The organism is Rugamonas violacea (assembly GCF_016461825.1).
In the GTDB taxonomy this organism is placed as follows: domain Bacteria; phylum Pseudomonadota; class Gammaproteobacteria; order Burkholderiales; family Burkholderiaceae_D; genus Rugamonas.
This window is the reverse complement of the sequence record NZ_JAEMNU010000155.1, coordinates 7,794-25,305: the sequence shown is the minus strand read 5'-3', so window position 1 is coordinate 25,305 and position 17,512 is coordinate 7,794. Positions and strand designations below refer to the sequence as shown.

Sequence of the window (17,512 nt, the reverse complement as noted above, 5' to 3'; positions counted from 1 at the left end):
CCTGCCCAAACAGCCAGATTGATTCCCTGCTGCCGTTCAAAAAGTCTAACGGAGCATAAGGCCGGGCGGAAGGTGGCTGGGCTGGAGGCTTACTTTTGACCAACATACGGATGTTCCATATATTGTATTGACGGCTGTCGACAGCGTAAGCCTGCGCGACGGATATCTCCCTCTTGGCGCTGCACGTTTGGTAAAGGATGGCTACTACATTCCGGAAATGCCCGACGCCGCTGCGACGTTTGTACTTGCCCGCCGCGAGCGCGTCGATCCGGTGCGTGCTTATGTTTGGGACGATCAAGACAACAATTTTGTGGAGGAAGAGTTCAGGCAGATGTACTACAAGCTGATGGAGACTGTCCCAACCGACAAAAAACGCGATAGCCAAGGCGTGCATTTCGGTCGCCAGCCCACTGTCGAAGAATGGCTGCCCGCCGCCGCCGCCTTCGCCAAAAATCCGGAAATCCACGCCAGCGGTCACCGCAAATACGGCGTTAGCTGGACACCCTACCAAAACACCCCACCCAAGACCTGGAAACCCACCCCCTGGTTTCCGATCCCATGGAACCGGGAACAGCTGGCAACGTTCGATGACTTGCCCTCGCTTGGCTTCATCCACCGCCCGACCTTCGTCAAGTTCCTCGATGCCGAGGGCCATCCGATCAAGCGCCGCGACCAGCGTCTGCAAGTGCTGACGGCGGGCTGGCAGGAAGCCTTGCAGACCTTGCCCGAGGCCGAACGTGCCAAAGGGCCGGCCCGTGTCGTCGCCGCGACCGACAATCAGCAAGACCAACTGGTCGCGTTGACCAGCATGCTGTACCACTACGAGAGCGCGGGCGGACCGGAAATCGATATCAACAAGACCGCGCAATTCATCAACACCGACCGCCGCCTCGGCAACACCGGCGCGGCGACCTTTTTCGTGCAAATGGCGCTCGGCGTGATGGGCAGCTACCGCGAAGGCGGCATCAGCGCCGCCATCAATCTGCGCGACCCGAACGAAGCGAGCATCATCTTCATCAGCCCGCCGTCGGCAGAGAAACGCAAGTCGCAGCAAGATCCGTTCGAGCACCACGTCCAACCCATGATCGATCCGCAAAACTACGTCGCGCCGTCGGTCGAGGGCATCCTGGACGCGCAGCGCAAACAAGCGAACGGCCATGCCGACAGTCCTGCCAGCGCGCCCGTGGGCAAGGCGGTTGCCGGAAAACGTTAAGGGCAGCTCTAAAAACCAGTCGTTCCGCCGATGCGGAGCGACGAATTCAGCTTATTCGATGCGCCTTTAACGTCATATGCGGACTCGATTCCCCAAACAATCCGTCTGAACAATGGAGCACGCCTTGTCGCTCCACCGTCAAGCCACCAAGGAACCCGAATGCGTAACGTTATCCGTCTCGGCGACGCCACCTCCCATGGCGGCAAAGTCATCAGCTGCAGCCTCAAGAATTTCACGATCAACGGCATTCCGGTCGCCTGTGTCGGCGACACATGCATTTGCCCGATGCCGGGCCACGGCAGTTGCACGATCGTCAGTGGATCGAAGCGCCACACCGTCAACGGCAAGCAGTTGGCCTTCGACGGCGATACCACCAGTTGCGGCGCCAGGCTGATGGCGGGCCGGAACAATTTCAGCACCACCTGAGCGAGCCTAAAAGTCCCGAGGGGCATCCTCTAGATCCAGGGGCAGTACGGAGAAATTAAAATATTGACACTTATGTTTTTTTAGGTAGCTTATTTGATACTATTCCTTCCGCCATCTCCCTCATTCCTGCCAGGAGCTTCCCCTTGAATCCATCCCGTTCGTCCCAGCTGCTGCTGAGCGGTGCCGCTATCGTGGCGTCCATTTACAGCTTGCCCGTTGCCGCGCAAATCCTGCCGGCGGCGGTGCGCGCCGCGCACCCGCGCATTCTCGCCCACCAGACCGACTTCGATCGCCTGCGGGCGCAGTTGCCGATCGCGCCGGCCAACTTTCCATATGCCGGCGGCACCGTCAGCTTTAAATTCACGCCGCAGGCCGGTTCGCCCACCTTGCTCACGCCGCTTTTCAGCGACTATAGCGCGGCCGACGACCACATCTTCGTGCGTCACCTTGGCGATAAGGACACCGCGAACACGGTGCAGTTGCAGATCGGGCTGCAGAAAAAAGGCTATTCAAGCTACATCGCGGCGGCCGCCGTCAACGTGCCGATCAACTCCGCCGCCACGACCGTCAGCATCAGCTGGAACGCCACCAGCCATACCGCTTGCTACAGCATCGGCGGCGGGCCGTGCGTCGCCATGAACTGGCAAAAGCAAGCCAACGGCTTGCCCGTCGATTGGCTGCCACTCGATCAGAACACGGCTTTCGTGGGAAGGGAAAACGAAAACCCCGGCTACCTCGTCGTCCAGGACCTGAATCACAATACCGTTTTCAGCCAGCAAACGCCGGGCGACGCCGCGATCAACTCGGCGTGGGTGCTGTTCGCACGGCGTGCCGGCAACCTGGCGAATGTCCTGTCCACATGCCAGACGGCCGAGCCTACGGCCCAGCCGGCGGAATGCGACGTGGCCAACGGCGCCCGAGGGACCATCTATCAAAACGCCAGGGACCTGGCCTTGGTCTACCGGATGACCGGCAAACCGGTCTACAAGGAAGCGGCGTTCAACTACCTGGACATGCTGTTCGCGGTAACGCCGGTCACCACTGGCACCGAATGGTCCATGGGCGGACGCATGAGCGCGCTTGGCTACCTTTACGACTGGATGTATGCCGACGTCACCCAGCGCCTGGTGCCGAACGATGTACAGGGCCGCAACTATGCGCAAAAGATCGTCGACACCATGAAGCTGACGCTGACCGGGCGCTCCGACAAACCCAGCGTGGACCTGAGTTCCTCCATCTGCGGGCTGCAGCCTATCATCGACAGAACCGTCTCGTTCGACTGTGAAAAAAAACCGGTCTACCAGAATTGGAACCGCCTGACGTCCAAAGAGCCAACGATTTCCCCGTACTACATCAGTGGCCACCATTTCAGCGCGATCAGCGAAACGACCACCGGGTTGCTGGCGATCGCCAGCGAACATCCGGAAGTCCTCCCGCTGATCGAGACGGCGTACTCGCATTTCGACAAGGGCTTCATGCCGTCGCACGGACGCATCGCGGTGGACGGCGGCTACCCGACCGGTTACGCCTACGGCGCCGCAGGCAACCAGTTCGGCGAACGGTTGCTGATGTGGCGCAAAGCGCTGGAAGACACCCGTGGCGCGCCGGTGTTCAGCAACGACTGGACCAGCGAATTGATTTACCCTTACATCTACGCCTTGCGCCATGACGGCAAGAGTTTCCCCGCGCTGGGCGACAACTTCGAATTCTACGTGACCGCTCCGCTCCTCGGCGAAATGGCGCTGTCCACGGCGATCGAGAAGAACGATATGGTGGCGCTGGCCTTCTACAAGCAGGTTATCGCGGCGAAGCGGGGCGCCGACAACGCCGACGTCGTCATCGAAAGACTGCTGTATCCGGCCAGCGGCCAAGCCGGCGACCTGCAAAGCCTGGAGAAATCGAGACTGTTCCGTCAATCGGGGCAGGTGCTGATGCGCGACAGCTGGGACTATCCGAACGCCACGCTGCTGGAGTTCAAGTCCAGCAGTTTCATCTCGCAAAACCACCAGCACATGGACCAGAACAGCATTTCGCTCAACTACAAGGCGCCGCTGCTGCTGGACTCCGGCCTGTACGACACCTATGGCAGCTCGCACTGGTACGACTACTACACGCGCACCATCGCGCACAACAGCGTCGTGGTGTTTGACGGCAGCGAGAATTTCGCGATCGGCAGCACCCAGTACAGCAACGACGGCGGGCAGTGGTTCCACCGCCAGACGGACAACAACCCGGTGCCGTACCCGACGCCGGAGGAAACGGCGCCGGGCGCCATCAACTACCTGGACGGCATCACCCGCTACGAGAATGCCGCCAACTACACCTATACCGTCGGCAACGCCAGCAAGGCCTACGGTATCGAGAAGCTCGATCAGGACAACGGTTTTGTGCGCAGCGTCCTGTTTGTACGGCCTGACGACGCGACCAAAAAACCGGTGACGGTGATTTTCGACCGCGTCCAGCCCAAGAAGGCGTTGACGGCCACGTTCCTGCTGCACACGGCGAATCGTCCCGCAGTCGTTCCTGGCTTGAGCTATCTGTCCGACGGGCAGTATCAGGTCCGTTTTTCCGACGGCGACTATCGCAAGCTCACCATCCGCAACGGCGGCGGCATGGCCACGGTGCAGACCTTGCTGCCGTTGAACGCGGGCGTGCTGATCGTTGGCGGCAAAAACGTCGGCGCCACCTGCACGCAGGCTTATTTGTCCGCATCGGGATCGGCTACGCCGCCGGAGGGCAGCACTCCGGCGGACTGCAGGTTCACCGTGCGCGAGCGCCAGGCCAACGGCACTTACCTGTGGCGTAACTACACGGCGCAAATCAGTACGCAGCAAAGGAATCTGGTTGACGTGGGCGCCTATCGTGTCGAGGTGTCGGCGCCAGGCACGGCGAGCGCCAATCAGCCGCAATACTTCCTGCACGTCTTGAGCGTCGCCGACAACGACGGCCGCAGCGATGTCGCCGCCTTGGACAGCGCCGTGCGCCTGAGCGCCGACGCGAACACCGAAGCGGTGTTGTTGAGCGGCCAGACCATCGCCGTCCTCAACCGCGACAGCGCGCCCGCCGCCGGCCTGGGCTGGACCAGCGCGCTGTCGACGCCGGCTATCATCGCCACCGGCTTGAAACTGAGCAGCGCTTATGTGCTGAACCGGACGCCGGTTGCCGGAGGCTACCGCTTCCAGTTGGTGGAAACGCCGGACGGATCCGGCGCTTTGCATAGCTCGACGCAAGGTGTCATCAGTTTCAGCTACTGATGACGGTCGTCGGCGGCGAAGCTTGGACTGGACGCCGACGATCACGCTAGCCGCATTGATGGCGGCGGCTTGCCGCTTCCCTCAATGCACCGCGTGCAACCGGGCCGGCCGGTCCTTGCCGAAGGCCCAGATCACCAGCGCCATGGCGACGGCGAACAAACCGCCGACGCTCATCGCGCTGGGCACGCCCAGGTGGTCGACCGAGAGGCCGCCGACCAGCGCGCCGGAGGCCAGCGCCACCTGCGCGGTGAAGACGAACAGGGCGCCGCCGGCTTCCATGGTGCCGGGCATGGCGCTGAACATCCAGCTTTGCACCGAGATCGGCATGGCGCCGAAGGCCAGGCCCCAGACCACGATCAGGGCGACGACGGCGGCGGCGTTGTGGCCGAAGAAGGGCAGCGCCAGTGTCGACAGGCCCAGCACCAGTCCGGTGCCGATCATCGAACCGCGCACGCTCTTGCCGACGGCCCAGCCGCCGATGATGTTGCCGATGAAGCCGGCGGCGCCGTAGGCCAGCAGCAGCGCGCTGATGGTCTTGGCCGACATGGCCGACACCTGCACCAGGAAGGGCGTGACGTAGGTGTAGGCGGCGAACTGGCCGATGAAGATCAGCAGGGTGGCGGCGATACCCAGTTGTACCTTGCTCAGTCGCAGCAGTTGCGGCAACTGGCGCAGGCTGACGGCGTGGCTGGTCGGCAGTTTTGGCAGCAGCCACATCTGGGTCAGCACCACCACCACGGCGAGCGCGCCGGCGGCGACGAAGGCCGCGCGCCAGCCGGCCAGTTCGCCGATCATGGCGCCGGCCGGCACGCCGGCCACGGTGCCCAGCGAGATGCCGGCGAAGATGATCGAGGTGGCGCGCGCCGCCGAGGCGGCCGGCACCAGGCGGGTGCCGAGGGCGCCGCCGATGGCCCAGAAGCCGCCGACGCCGATGCCCATCAGGGCGCGGCCGGCGAGGATCAGGGCGAACGAGTCGGACAGCGCGACGATGACGTTGGAGGCGACGAGCAAACTCATCAGTCCGATGACGACGTGGCGCCGGTCAGCCTTGCCGACGCCGGCCGTCACCAGCAGCGCGGCGAGGGCGGCGATCATGCCGGGGATGGTCACCATCATGCCGGCCATGCCTTCGGTCACGCGCAGTTCGGCGGCGATCGAGGGCAGCAGGCCGACCGGCAGGAATTCGGTGGTGACCAGGGCGAAGGCGCCGATGGCGACCGAGAACACGGCCGGCCAGTTGGCTTGGGCGGGCGCGGCCGGGCCGGCGACGGCCGGGGCGGCTTGATCGGCCGGGTCGGCCGGGCGGGCGGAGGAGGGAGCTTGCATATTGTTTATCCTTGAGCGTGGAAGAGACACTGGACGGCAAAAAAACTTGTGTTTTTTACTGATCGGTTCATAATCCTCGCAAAGCGCAACTCCTGTCAACTAATTTTTTTACCGATCGGTATGAAAGATTCATCTAACACCAGCAAAAAAACCGGCCGGCCGCGCACCTTCGACGAGGACCACGCGCTGGACAAGGCCATGGATTTATTCTGGGAAAAAGGCTACGAGGGCAGTTCCCTGCCCGAATTGACCGAGGCGATGGGCATGAACCGGCCCAGCCTGTACGCCGTGTTCGGCAACAAGGAAACCTTGTTCCACAAGGCCTTGGCGCGCTATACGGCGACCCGGGGCGAGGTGTTCCAGTCGGCGCTGCGCGAGCCGACGGCGCGCAAGGTGGTGGAAAATTTCCTGTATCGCAATGCCGACAGCCAGACCGAGCCGGACCATCCGCACGGTTGCCTGGTGATCAACGGCGCGCTGGCCTGCAGCGACGACGCCCTGCCGATCCGCCAGGAGCTGATCGCCCGCCGCGCCTGCCACGAGGCCAAGCTGCGCGAGCGCTTCATGCGGGCGCGCGAGGAGGGCGATTTGCCGGAGGATTGTTGCGCCGGACAGTTGGCGCGCTATGTGATGACGGTGTCGAACGGCATGGCGGTGCAGGCCGTGGCCGGCGCCACCCGCGCCCAGTTGCACGAGGTGGTGGCGCTGGTGCTGCGCGGCTGGCCGTCGCCCTGAGCGGCTGCGCGCTCGGGGTGGCGGCCACGACCATGGCGCCCGGCACGGCCGCCGGGCCTACTCGTCGTCGTCGCCGTCGTCCGCGCCGTCGTCCTTGACGGTTTTGCTGCGGGCGGCGTCGGCGGCCGGTTTCAGCTTGCCGGCGGCGGCCATGAAGTCGTCGACGCTGTGGTCGGCGCTTTGCCGCACGGCCGGCGGCAGCAGCACGCTCATGTACAGCTCGTCGGCGGCGCGCGCGGTGGTCTGCAGATTGCTCATCAACACCAGCGTGGTGCCGGCCAGCATCAGCACCAGGCTGGTCGAGGCCATCCGCCGTGGATGGTGGGGCTTGATGGTCCACAGGTGGAAGAACACCATGCCGCAGGCCAGCGCGATCGACACCAGGTTGCCGTAGCGGGTCAGCAGCTCGGCCGACCAGGCGTAGGCCAGCACGCTGCTCAGCGAGCGCCAGGCGCCCAGCGCGAGCAGGCCGCCGCCGAGGATGAACAGGTGGCGGCCCAGCCGCGCCTGGTTGCCGAACAGGCGGTTGGCCAGCGCCCAGGCGGCGCTCCACACCAGCCCCAGTCCCAGCCCGGAGGCCAGCACCAGCAGGTAGCGGATCGGCTGGAAGGCCTCGACGTCGGACAACCAGTATTCCAGCAGGGTGAACAGGGCCATCATGGCCAGCCCGGTCAGCGCCGGCGTGGCGCCTTCCCAGCCGTGCATGGTGGTGTCGGCCAGCTCGGCCGCGACGGGGAAGTCGGCCGGCCGCACGCGCAGGCGGCTGTGGCCCAGGCGCACCACGGTGTCGCCGCCGAGCACGATGCTGTCCTGGCGTTTGCCCTGCACCACGCTGCCGTTCTTGCCGCCCAGGTCGCGCAGCAACAGGCGGCCCTCGTCGTCGCCGTCGATGACGGCGTGGTGGGCGGCGGTGTGGGCGTCGTCGAGGATGAAGTCGTTGTCGTAGCCACGGCCGAGGCGGATCGGCAGGGCGGCGACGGCCTGGCGTTGCAGCACCTCGCCGTTGCGCGACAGCAGCTCGATGAAGTAGGGCGGCTTCATGGCTTGGCTCCGCGTGCCAGCGAGTCGAGGAAGACGCGGCTCAGGCGCAGGCCGTTGGGGTAGGAGACGCCGTGCGCGTCGAAGCGGCTTTGCAGGCTCATCTGGCCGCTGTCGGTGCTGGCGGTGAGCAGGGCGAAGTCGTACAGGCCGTCGAACTTGCGGTAGGCGCGCACGCACAGCACGGCGCGCAGCGGCAGGCTGCGGTTCTTGACGAATTGTTCGGTGCATTTGGGACCGGTCATGCTGGCGCTTTTGCCGCTGCCGAAATGCTCGTTCTTGAAGGAGCTGCCGGCCAGCTGGGCGAAGCGCAGCGTGTCCAGGCCGGTGCTGCGCAGGAACTGGTGGCGGATGCCGATCTGGCCGGTTTGCAGCGCGCTGTTGACGAAGATCGCCGACTCCATCGCGCAACTGGTGTCGTCGACGCTGAAGGACTGCTCGGTCTTGTTGACGGTGCGGCCCCAGCAGCGCATCTGCTCGGACTCGCGCACCGGCACCTGGTACGGTCCCATCGGTTTCAAGGTCAGCGGGCTGGCCAGCAACTGGTCGACCAGGGCGCGCTGGTGGTTGAGCAGTTGCTCGGCGACGAGGCCGGTGAAGTCCCGCGGCGGCTTGGTCTGATGGGCGACGCGCTGCAACAGTTGCTGGGCGTAGCGGGCCGGCACCAGGAAGCTGACCAGCTCGCCGTCCAGCCGTTTCGACACGTTGACGCCGGCCACGGCGCCGTCCACCGTCACGCTGGGGCCGCCGCTCATGCCGGAGTTGATCGGGCCGGTGAACATCAGTTGGTCGTAGAAGCTGCGCGCGATGACGCCGTTGTAGGCGCCTTCCGAGATGGCGAAGCCGAGGTCGAGCGGGTTGCCCATCGAGTACAGGTATTGGCCCTGGGTGAGCGGGGCGAGCGGCTCGGGCAGGCGGAAGAAGCCGGTGCCGTTGCGGCTGACGCGCAGCACGGCCAGGTCGTGCAGCACGTCGACGGCGAGCAGCTCGACGTTGCCGCGCTTGCCGGCGGTGTCGACCCATTCGCCGACGTAGGTGTCGGGATCGAGGGCGAACTGGGAGACCACGTGGTAGTTGGTCACCACCAGGTTGCTGGTGCCGATCAGGAAGCCGGAGCCGACCGAGGACTGGGTGCGGCCGCCCTTGAGCAGCGAGCGCACCTGCAGGATGTCGCCCTTGGCCGAGGCATACAGTTGTTGCGCCGCGCTGGACGGCGGCGGCAGCGCCTTCGGTTCGGCCGCCGCCGCCGTGGCCTTGGCCGGCGGGGCGGACGGCATGGTGCTGGCCTGGAGCGGCCCGGCGGCGGCCGGCGCCAAGGCGGCGCAGGCCCAAGTCAAGGCGAGTACGGCTGCTGAATTAATAAATTTCATGCATTCCTTTGACTTGGTGAGGCGATTGCATATGGTATTACAGTTCGCCGTCCTCGGCGGGGGCGGGCGTCAGCGGGGTCATCATGTGGCCCAGCTTGGCGGCCTTGGTGTTCAGGTAGTGCTGGTTGAAGGCGTTGCGGTTGACCAGCAGCGGCACCCGTTCGGCCACCGTGATGCCGAGCTTGGCCATGGCGTCGATCTTGCGCGGGTTGTTGGTCATCAGGCGCAGGCTGGTGACGCCGAACTTGGCGAACATCGGTTGCACCAGCGCGTAGTTGCGGGCGTCGGCCTTGAAGCCCAGTTGCTCGTTGGCCTGCACCGTGTCGGCGCCGCCCTCTTGCAGGCGGTAGGCGCGGATCTTGTTGATCAGGCCGATGCCGCGGCCCTCCTGGCGCAGGTACAGCAGGATGCCGCGGCCCTCGGCGGCGATGCGCTTGAGCGCGCCTTCGAGCTGGGCGCCGCAGTCGCAGCGCTGGGAGAACAGCACGTCGCCGGTCAGGCATTCGGAGTGGACGCGGGCCAGCACGGGCGCGCCGTCGCCGATGTCGCCCAGCACCATGGCCAGGTGTTCCTTGCCGGTGGCGTGCTCGACAAAAGCGTGCAGGGTGAACTGCGCCCATGGCGTCGGCAGGGCGCAAGAGGTGGTGTAGTCCAATTCTTCTTTTGCTGCTGTGTCTGCGCTGTGCGGCATGGTCTGCTCTTCAAAAATGTACGGTAAAGGGTAAAAAAGGCGCGCCGGACTGATCGATCAGACCCGGCGCGCCCTGTCATCATACCAAAACTCGGACGGATGTTAATTGGCGGATAGTTTTGCCGGGGCTGTTGCCGCGCGGGTAAGGCGCCGGCGACGCTGAAACCACCCAAGGGCGGAGAGCCAGGGTCGGACCCCTCGGGGTCCGACCCTAGATTCCGCCGCTGGGTTTTATGGCTTAGCGCGGCAGGTCGAACAGCAGGAACTCGACCTCGCCACCGGCTTCCACGCTGACGCTCGCCTCGTCGCTCAGTTTGAGCGCGTCGCCGCCTTTGAGCGCGCTGCCGTTGACCACCAGCTCGCCACGGATCACATGGACATAGCCGAGGCGGCCGGCGGCCAGCGCATGTTGCAGCCGTTCGCCGGCGCCGAGGATGCTGGCGTACAGGGCGGCGTCCTGGTGGATCAGCACCGAGCCGTCGCGGCCGTCGCCGGAGGCGATCAGGCGCAGCTGGCCGCGTTTGCTGTCCGGCGCGAAGTGTTTTTCCTCGTAGCTGGGCGCGATGTCGGTGACGTTCGGCTGGATCCAGATCTGCAGGAAGTGCACGCCTTCGCTGGGCGAGTGGTTGAACTCGCTGTGGCGCACGCCGCTGCCGGCGCTCATCCGCTGCACATCGCCGTAGTGCAAGACCGAGCCGGTGCCCATGCTGTCCTTGTGGGCCAGCGCGCCGTCCAGCACGTAGGAGATGATCTCCATGTCGCGGTGGCCGTGGGTGCCGAAGCCCTGGGCCGGCGTGACGCGGTCCTCGTTGATCACCACCAGCGGGCCGAAGCCGACGTGCTCGGGGTCCTGGTAGTGGCCGAAGGAGAAGCTGTGGTGGGAATTGAGCCAGCCATGGTTGGCCAGGCCGCGCGCTTCACTTTTACGAATTTGCAACATGGTGAACTCCATTCTTTTCAGGTTGATATGCGATAATTTCGAACATCGTTTGCTGGCGATGTTCTGTCCGTCGCATCGATGAAGAGAAGTATATTCCTCCCCGATCGTTTAAAAAAACGAATAATTTACCGTTTCATTATCGAAAATTTCGAATGCTCAGACTCAGCCTGGAAGCCCTGCAAATCGTCGACGCCATCGAGCGGCGCGGTTCCTTCTCCGCCGCCGGCAAGGAATTGCACCGCGTGCCCTCGACCATCTCCTACACCGTGGCCAAGCTGGAGGACGAGCTGGGCGTGCAGGTGTTCGAGCGCAACGGCCCGCGCGTGATGCTGACGCCGGCCGGCCACGAGCTGCTCAAGGAGGGGCGCTACCTGCTGAAGGCGGCGCAGGATCTGGAAAACCGCGTGCGCCGGGTGGCCTCCGGTTGGGAGACCGAGTTGACCATCGGCATGGACTCGATGTTTTCCAGCCTCGCCTTGCAGGACGACGTGATGGCCTTCTACGCCGTGGCGCAGCAGACCCGGCTGCGGGTCTTGCAGGAGGCGCTGTCGGGCACCTGGGAGGCCTTGCTGGAGCGCCGCGTCGACCTGCTGGTGGGCGCGCCGGGCGACGGCCCGGCCGGCGGCGGCTACGTCTCGCAGGCGCTCGGCACGATGAATTTTGTCTTCGCCGTGGCGCCCAAGCATCCGCTGGCGGGCGTGGCCGGGCCGCTGGGACGGGCCGAGCTGCAACTCCACCGCGCCATCAGCGTGGCCGATTCGGCGCGCCAGCTGGCGCCGCGCACGGTCGGCCTGTTGCTGGGGCAAGACACGCTGACCCTGCCCAGCATGCAGGCCAAGTTCGACTATCAGGTGGCCGGCCTGGGCTTCGGCTTCCTGCCCGAACCCTGCGCCCGCGCCGCGATCGCCGCCGGCCTGCTGGTGGAGAAACAGGTGGAGGAGCCGAAACCGGCCGAGACCTTCTATCTGGCTTGGCGGGCGGGCGAGGGCGGCGCCGCGCTGCGCTGGTGGACCGAGCGGATGCGCGATCCGGCCCTGTTCGCGCAGCTGCTGCGCCACCTGCCGGGCGGCGCCGGCCGGGCCGGCGGGGAATGACCGGCGGCGCTTGGCGGTGAATGGCGACGATTGTCGATAATTTGTGGCTTAAGTGACAAAATGGTGCGTCGGATATTGAGCGGGTGTTGACCCACGCCAATAATTTCAGAGTACCATATGCAGCATTCCTGTCGGATCGCGCCAGTTTCGGGCAAAATCCAGACAGGATGCCGGCAGATTGCCAGCCAGAATCTGGCCGGCTTCACCTTTCTTCCCCCATCGTTCTTCGCTGGAAAGTTCCATGACAGCTTCAACCGTAGTGCCGCCCCTGTTCCTGCAGCTATTGGCCGACCGCGACGGCGCTCCGGGCGCGCTGCTGTTCGACAGCGATACGCCGGCCCGGTCCGACGCCGCTGCCGTTGCCGGCATCGATACCGTTGCCGGCATCGATACCGCTGCCGCCGCCATGCTGTCGCTGCCGGAGGCGCAATTGCGCGCCTTGGCGGCGCGCTGGCCGTGTTTCTACCGCGCCAAGCCGGCCGCGCCCTTGCTCGATGCGCTGGCCCAGGCCGGCTGGAAGCCGCTGGACGAGGCCATCTTGCAGCGCGTCGACGGCGTCTTCGACAAGCACTTGCCGCCGGCGGTGCGCTGGGTGACGGGCGACTGGCACCTGGCGCCGCCGCCCAAGCCGGTCGGCAACCAGGCCGCCTCGCGCGCGCTGGCCCTGCAATTGGTGCAGAAGGTCGCCGCCGAGGCCGACACCCACGAGATCGAGGCCCTGCTGCGGCACGATCCGACCTTGTCCTACCACCTGCTCAAGCTGGTCAACTCGCTCGGCATGGGCACCGGCCGGCGCGTCACCAGCTTTTCGCAGGCGATCCTGATCCTTGGCCGCCAACAACTGCGGCGCTGGCTCAACCTGATGCTGTTCTCCTCGCGTCCCGGCGACATGCGCTCGGCCATGTTGCTGGCCCAGGTGGCGGTGCGGGCGCGCGCGCTCGAACTGCTGGCGCGCGCCGCCGGCATGGACAAGCACTGCCAGGAGCAGGGCTTCATGGTTGGCATGTTCTCCCTGTTGGGCACCTTGTTCGGCCTGCCGCTGGCCGAGGTGTTGCGGCCGCTGCCGATCGGCGACACCGTGCAGCAAGCCTTGCTGGCGCACGAGGGCGAGCTGGGCACCTTGCTGGCGCTGCTGGAACGGGCCGAGGCGGGCGACTTCGCCGGCCTGGCCGCCGGCCTGGCCGTGCTGCAGATCGAGGCCGCCGACTTCAACCGCATCGTCGCCGACGCCAATCTGTGGATGCTCGACGTGACCGTCGACGGCGCGGCCCGCCACCATGCTTGACGCCGCCATCGCGCGCTGCCTGGCGCTGAGTCAGCGCGCCCAGCAGGAGCGCGGCGAGGCGCTGGAACAGACCTTGGCCGGCCTGCGCGAGGCGGTGGTCGAACTGGCGGCAATCCGCGCCGAGGCCGTCTCGGCGCACAGCGCCGCCGCCGAGGCGCTGCTCGAACTCGACCTGGCCGGCTACATCCTCGGCTGGAGCGCCGGCGCCGAGCAGATGTTCGGCTACAGCGAGCCGGAGGCGCTGGGCCAGCACGTCTTGTTCCTGTACGCCGAGGACGACGACGACGGCAACATCGCCGAGCTGTTCTTCGAGCACGAGCAGGCCGTCACCGAGGTGCGCCGGCGGCGCAAGTCGGGCGAGGTGTTCTGGGTTCAGCTGACCTTGTCGCTGCGGCGCGACGGCGGCGGCGACCCGGACGGCATGTTGGTGCGCCTGCAGCCGCCCAGCGAGGCGCTGACCGAGCAGGACAAGCTGCGCCTGCACGCCCGCATCATCGAGGACAGCGACCAGGGCGTCCTCATCACCGACGCCAACGAGCGCATCGTCTCGATCAACGGCGCCTTCAGCCGCATCACCGGTTACTCGCCGGCCGAGACCATCGGCCAGACGCCGGACCTGCTGCGCTCGGGCGTGCACGACGCCGACTTCCGCGCCCAGGTGCGCGCGGCGATGAAGGGCCACGGCCCGTGGCGCGGCGAGATCGTCGGCAAGCGCAAGAACGGCGAGCTGTTCCCGCAGTCGGTCACCATCAGCGTGGTGCGCGACCGCGCCGGCCACATCACCCACACCTTCTCGCTGTTCTCCGACATCAGCGTGCACAAGGACGCCGAGGCGCGCATGCAGCGCATGGCCAACTACGACAGCCTGACCGGCCTGCCCAATCTGTGCCTGTTGAGCCAGCTGGTCGACCAGGCCTTGATGGAGGCGCGCCGCAGCCTGCAGCACGGCGCCCTGATGGTGGTCGAGATCAGCCGCATCGGCGCCATCAGCGACACGCTGGGCCACGAGATCGGCAACGAGCTGTTGTGCGAGATCGGCCGCCTGTTCCGCCAGGTGCTGCGCGACGCCGACGTGCTGGCGCGGCTCGACGGCAGCAAGTTCGCCATCGCCCTGCTGCACATCGAAAAGCGCGAGCACGCCGCCATCGTCGCCAGCAAGCTGTTGACGGCGCTGGCCGCGCCGATCCAGATCGGCGGCCACAGCCTGCAGGTGGGCGCCAGCATCGGCATCACCATCTACCCGGAGGACGGCCGCGAGACCAGCACCTTGATCCGCTACGCCGAGGTGGCCACCAGCCGCGCCGCGCAGAACATCGAGTCGGCCTTCCTGTTCTACAGCGAGGAGATGAACCAGCGCGCCAAGGAGCATCTGCGGCTGGAGACCGAGCTGCGGCTGGCGCTGGTCAACCAGGAGCTGCTGCTGTACTACCAGCCCAAGGTCAGCCTGCGCAGCGGCCGCATCGTCGGCGCCGAGGCGCTGCTGCGCTGGCGCCATCCGGTGCGCGGCCTGGTCTCGCCCGGCGTGTTCATCCCGGTGGCCGAGGAGACCGGCCTGATCCTCGAACTGGGCAGCTGGGTGCTCGACGAGGCCTGCCGCCAGGTGCGCGAGTGGAAGGACGCCAACCTGATCATGCCGACCATCGCCGTCAACCTGTCGGCGCGCCAGTTCGACCAGCACCTGCCGGGGCGGGTGGCGGCGGTGCTGGAGCGGCACGGCGTGCAGCCCGAGCAGATCATGCTGGAGATCACCGAGAGCCTGCTGGTGCGCGGCGCCGACAACGTCATCGCCATCATGAACGAGCTGGTGGCGATGGGCATGGCGCTGGCGCTGGACGACTTCGGCACCGGCTATTCCAGCCTGGCCTACCTGAAGAAGTTCCCGATCAGCACGCTGAAGATCGACCGCGCCTTCGTCACCGGCCTGCCTTACGAGGAGAACGACTGCGCCATCGCCCGCGCCATCGTGACCATGGCGCAGCAGTTGCGCCAGGAGATCGTCGCCGAGGGCGTCGAGACGGCCGAGCAGATGAGCTTCCTGCGCGAGCTCGGCTGCGACCAGTTGCAGGGTTATCTGTTCAGCCAGCCGGTGCCGGCGGCCGACTTCGAGCGCATGCTGCGCGAGGGCAAGCGGCTGGCCTTCAATAGCCGCTGAGCCGTTGGGCCGCTGGACGGTGCGGCGATTGTCCTACTCAATTGGCCTCCTGCATTTCGCCGTAGTTGGTCACGCCGCCGCCATGCCGGCGCGGTGACAATGGCCACTCCACCACCACCAGGGAGCGCGCCATGATCGATCTGTACTACGCCGCCACGCCGAACGGCCTGAAGCTGACCATGTTCCTCGAAGAGGCCGGCCTGGCCTATCGTCGCATCGCTGTCGACATCGGCGCCGGCGAGCAGTACGCCGCCGACTTCCTGCGCATCTCGCCCAACAACAAGATTCCGGCCCTGGTCGACCACGCCCCGGCCGACGGCGGCGCGCCGCTCAGCCTGTTCGAGTCCGGCGCCATGCTGCTCTATCTGGCCGACAAGAGCGGCTTCGGCCTGCCGCCGGCCGAGCGGCTGCGCGAGCGCGCCGAGGTGCTGCAATGGCTGGTCTGGCAGGTCGCCGGGCTGGGGCCGATGGCCGGCCAGATCGGCCACTTCAACGTCTACGCGCCGGAGACCGTGCCCTACGCCATCGAACGCTACACCCGCGAGACGGCCCGGCTGTACGGCGTGCTCGACCGGCAATTGGCGGGCCGCGACTTCATCGCCGGCGCCTTCTCCATCGCCGATATCGCCTGCTACCCGTGGATCGTGCCGCACCAGGCGCACGGCCAGGCGCTGGCCGCCTTCCCCAACGTGCGGCGCTGGTTTGCCGCCATGCGGGCGCGGCCGGCCACCGTGCGCGCCTACACCGGCGTGGCCGACGTCTACGCCCGCAGCGAGCGGGCGCTGAGCGAGCAGGCCCGGGCGGTGTTGTTCGGCGGTAGAAATAGCTAGGCAAAAGCCGCCCGTCTGTGGTGAGATCATGTATGGTTCCGCATTGCACCCAGGAATTGTTAAAATCCCCTCCTGGCAACTTGATCACCTACAGAATTCACACAGAGACACATGACTATTTCGGCGAGATTGCATAACCAGGGGCTGCTGGGCAACACCTTCACATCGGCGCAGCAGTTGCTTTCCTGGATGGGCTCGATCCAGGCCCAGGACTACGCCAGCGCCAAGTGGGCGATCGGCGCGCGCATGCCGAACGAGACCGACGCCAGCGTCACCCAGGCCATCAACGACGGCAAGATCGTGCGCACCTGGCTGATGCGCGGCACCATCCACATGGTCGCCGTCGAGGACGTGCGCTGGATGAACACGCTGACGGCGCCGGGCAACGTGGTGGCCAGCATGCAGCGGCGCCAGCAGCTCGGCTTCGACGAGCGCACCATCCTGCGCAGCCACGCCATCCTGTCGGTCGCCTTGAAGGGCGGCAAACAGCGCACCCGCGACGAGCTGTACACCCTGCTGGAAGACAAGGGCATCTCCACCACCGACCAGCGCGGCTACCACCTGTTGTGGCGCGCCGCCCAGGACGGCGTGCTGTGCTTCGCCGGCCAGCGCTTCGTCGCGCTGGACGACTGGGTGCCGGCGCAGGCGCCGATGGCGCGCGACCAGGCGCTCGGCGAGCTGGCCAAACGCTACTTCCAAAGCCGTGGCCCGGCCACGTTGGAGGACTTCCAGTGGTGGTCCGGCATGACCGCCAGCGACGCCGAGCGCGGCCTCGACGTCATCAAGGCCGAGCTGGAGATGCACGCCTTCGAGGGCCAGGAGCTGTGGGCCATGCCGGGCGAGCCGCCGGCCTTCCAGTACCACGGCGCGGCGCTGCCCGGCTTCGACGAGTATCTGCTCGGCTACAAGGAGCGCGGCATGGTGCTCGATCCGCTCTACAACAACCGCGTCTGCCCGCCCGCGACCGGCCTGTTCCAGCCGCTGATGCTCATCCAGGGCAAGGTGGTCGGCACCTGGAAGCGCGACTCCGGCAAGGACATCATCACCATCAAGACCGAGCCCTTCGTGGCGCTCAACCCGAAGGAGATCCGACTGTTCGCGCTGGGGCTGGAGGAGTTCAGCAAGTTTCACGGCAAGAAGATCGCCGTCAAGTGAGAG

General features: G+C 66.0%; 15 protein-coding genes. 9 read left to right on the top strand and 6 right to left on the bottom strand.

The genetic code is table 11. The annotated features are described in order from the left end of the window. Window positions 1-127: 127 nt before the first annotated feature. The 3 genes from H7U20_RS29405 to H7U20_RS29395 all read left to right on the top strand — a co-directional run bounded on the left by H7U20_RS29405 (window position 128) and on the right by H7U20_RS29395 (window position 4,893). Window positions 128-1,213 (top strand): DUF2875 family protein, encoded by a 1,086-nt coding sequence (locus tag H7U20_RS29405; RefSeq protein ID WP_199762690.1) that lies wholly within the window; start codon window positions 128-130, stop codon window positions 1,211-1,213. 159 nt (window positions 1,214-1,372) lie between these two features. Continuing rightward, on the top strand, window positions 1,373-1,639 hold the full coding sequence (locus H7U20_RS29400; RefSeq protein ID WP_199762689.1) for a PAAR domain-containing protein: 267 nt from the start codon (window positions 1,373-1,375) through the stop codon (window positions 1,637-1,639). A 143-nt stretch (window positions 1,640-1,782) separates the two neighbouring features. After that, the gene (locus H7U20_RS29395; protein ID WP_199762688.1) at window positions 1,783-4,893 is read left to right on the top strand and encodes a heparinase II/III domain-containing protein; all 3,111 of its coding nucleotides are present in this window, start codon (window positions 1,783-1,785) and stop codon (window positions 4,891-4,893) included. A gap of 81 nt (window positions 4,894-4,974) precedes the next feature. On the opposite strand, the gene H7U20_RS29390 is transcribed toward H7U20_RS29395, so the two are convergent. Next, entirely contained in the window at window positions 4,975-6,219 is a 1,245-nt protein-coding gene (locus H7U20_RS29390; protein ID WP_199762687.1) for an MFS transporter, read from the bottom strand. A 120-nt stretch (window positions 6,220-6,339) separates the two neighbouring features. Here H7U20_RS29390 and H7U20_RS29385 point away from each other — a divergent pair, with 120 nt between their 5' ends. Continuing rightward, window positions 6,340-6,954 (top strand): TetR/AcrR family transcriptional regulator, encoded by a 615-nt coding sequence (locus tag H7U20_RS29385; protein WP_199762686.1) that lies wholly within the window; start codon window positions 6,340-6,342, stop codon window positions 6,952-6,954. A gap of 57 nt (window positions 6,955-7,011) precedes the next feature. On the opposite strand, the gene H7U20_RS29380 is transcribed toward H7U20_RS29385, so the two are convergent. The 4 genes from H7U20_RS29380 to H7U20_RS29365 all read right to left on the bottom strand — a co-directional run bounded on the left by H7U20_RS29380 (window position 7,012) and on the right by H7U20_RS29365 (window position 10,993). Continuing rightward, complete coding sequence (locus tag H7U20_RS29380) at window positions 7,012-7,995, bottom strand: FHA domain-containing protein (protein ID WP_199762685.1); 984 nt, start codon at window positions 7,993-7,995, stop codon at window positions 7,012-7,014. Next, the gene (locus H7U20_RS29375) at window positions 7,992-9,362 is read right to left on the bottom strand and encodes a S1 family peptidase (protein WP_199762684.1); all 1,371 of its coding nucleotides are present in this window, start codon (window positions 9,360-9,362) and stop codon (window positions 7,992-7,994) included. Before H7U20_RS29375 ends, H7U20_RS29380 begins: the two co-directional genes overlap by 4 nt. Window positions 9,363-9,399: 37 nt before the next feature. Next, on the bottom strand, window positions 9,400-10,053 hold the full coding sequence (gene ribA, locus H7U20_RS29370) for a GTP cyclohydrolase II (protein ID WP_199762683.1): 654 nt from the start codon (window positions 10,051-10,053) through the stop codon (window positions 9,400-9,402). Between the two features lie 238 nt (window positions 10,054-10,291). Beyond that, the gene (locus H7U20_RS29365; RefSeq protein ID WP_199762682.1) at window positions 10,292-10,993 is read right to left on the bottom strand and encodes a pirin family protein; all 702 of its coding nucleotides are present in this window, start codon (window positions 10,991-10,993) and stop codon (window positions 10,292-10,294) included. 152 nt (window positions 10,994-11,145) lie between these two features. Between H7U20_RS29365 and H7U20_RS29360 the strand changes: the two genes are divergently transcribed. After that, window positions 11,146-12,087 carry a LysR substrate-binding domain-containing protein gene (locus H7U20_RS29360; RefSeq protein WP_199762681.1) on the top strand — a complete coding sequence of 314 codons (942 nt, stop codon included), beginning with the start codon at window positions 11,146-11,148 and terminating at the stop codon, window positions 12,085-12,087. Between the two features lie 105 nt (window positions 12,088-12,192). On the opposite strand, the gene H7U20_RS29355 is transcribed toward H7U20_RS29360, so the two are convergent. After that, the gene (locus H7U20_RS29355) at window positions 12,193-12,330 is read right to left on the bottom strand and encodes a hypothetical protein (RefSeq protein ID WP_199762680.1); all 138 of its coding nucleotides are present in this window, start codon (window positions 12,328-12,330) and stop codon (window positions 12,193-12,195) included. Between H7U20_RS29355 and H7U20_RS29350 the strand changes: the two genes are divergently transcribed. The 4 genes from H7U20_RS29350 (at window position 12,329) to H7U20_RS29335 (ending at window position 17,509) form a co-directional block, all read left to right on the top strand. Then, a complete protein-coding gene (locus tag H7U20_RS29350) occupies window positions 12,329-13,372 on the top strand; it encodes an EAL and HDOD domain-containing protein (RefSeq protein WP_199762679.1) in 1,044 nt (347 codons plus the stop codon). The two genes, H7U20_RS29355 and H7U20_RS29350, sit on opposite strands and share 2 nt — an antisense overlap. Next, window positions 13,365-15,524: a putative bifunctional diguanylate cyclase/phosphodiesterase gene (locus H7U20_RS29345; RefSeq protein ID WP_199762678.1), complete on the top strand. Its 2,160-nt coding sequence runs from the start codon at window positions 13,365-13,367 to the stop codon at window positions 15,522-15,524. The genes H7U20_RS29350 and H7U20_RS29345 overlap by 8 nt, the downstream gene beginning before the upstream one ends. A gap of 131 nt (window positions 15,525-15,655) precedes the next feature. Further along, a complete protein-coding gene (locus tag H7U20_RS29340) occupies window positions 15,656-16,354 on the top strand; it encodes a glutathione binding-like protein (protein WP_199762677.1) in 699 nt (232 codons plus the stop codon). Window positions 16,355-16,465: 111 nt separating this feature from the next. Further along, window positions 16,466-17,509 (top strand): winged helix DNA-binding domain-containing protein, encoded by a 1,044-nt coding sequence (locus H7U20_RS29335; RefSeq protein WP_199762676.1) that lies wholly within the window; start codon window positions 16,466-16,468, stop codon window positions 17,507-17,509. Window positions 17,510-17,512: the final 3 nt, after the last annotated feature.

Excerpts from the sequence above, each read along its gene's own strand:
- H7U20_RS29385 (WP_199762686.1), top strand. The coding sequence starts at position 6,340 with ATGAAAGATTCATCTAACACCAGCAAAAAAACCGGCCGGCCGCGCACC.
- H7U20_RS29365 (WP_199762682.1), bottom strand. The coding sequence starts at position 10,993 with ATGTTGCAAATTCGTAAAAGTGAAGCGCGCGGCCTGGCCAACCATGGC.
- H7U20_RS29355 (WP_199762680.1), bottom strand. The coding sequence starts at position 12,330 with ATGGAACTTTCCAGCGAAGAACGATGGGGGAAGAAAGGTGAAGCCGGC.
- H7U20_RS29380 (WP_199762685.1), bottom strand. The coding sequence starts at position 7,995 with ATGAAGCCGCCCTACTTCATCGAGCTGCTGTCGCGCAACGGCGAGGTG.
- ribA (WP_199762683.1), bottom strand. The coding sequence starts at position 10,053 with ATGCCGCACAGCGCAGACACAGCAGCAAAAGAAGAATTGGACTACACC.
- H7U20_RS29345 (WP_199762678.1), top strand. The coding sequence starts at position 13,365 with ATGCTTGACGCCGCCATCGCGCGCTGCCTGGCGCTGAGTCAGCGCGCC.
- H7U20_RS29350 (WP_199762679.1), top strand. The coding sequence starts at position 12,329 with ATGACAGCTTCAACCGTAGTGCCGCCCCTGTTCCTGCAGCTATTGGCC.
- H7U20_RS29360 (WP_199762681.1), top strand. The coding sequence starts at position 11,146 with ATGCTCAGACTCAGCCTGGAAGCCCTGCAAATCGTCGACGCCATCGAG.
- H7U20_RS29375 (WP_199762684.1), bottom strand. The coding sequence starts at position 9,362 with ATGAAATTTATTAATTCAGCAGCCGTACTCGCCTTGACTTGGGCCTGC.
- H7U20_RS29390 (WP_199762687.1), bottom strand. The coding sequence starts at position 6,219 with ATGCAAGCTCCCTCCTCCGCCCGCCCGGCCGACCCGGCCGATCAAGCC.
- H7U20_RS29335 (WP_199762676.1), top strand. The coding sequence starts at position 16,466 with ATGACTATTTCGGCGAGATTGCATAACCAGGGGCTGCTGGGCAACACC.
- H7U20_RS29340 (WP_199762677.1), top strand. The coding sequence starts at position 15,656 with ATGATCGATCTGTACTACGCCGCCACGCCGAACGGCCTGAAGCTGACC.
- H7U20_RS29400 (WP_199762689.1), top strand. The coding sequence starts at position 1,373 with ATGCGTAACGTTATCCGTCTCGGCGACGCCACCTCCCATGGCGGCAAA.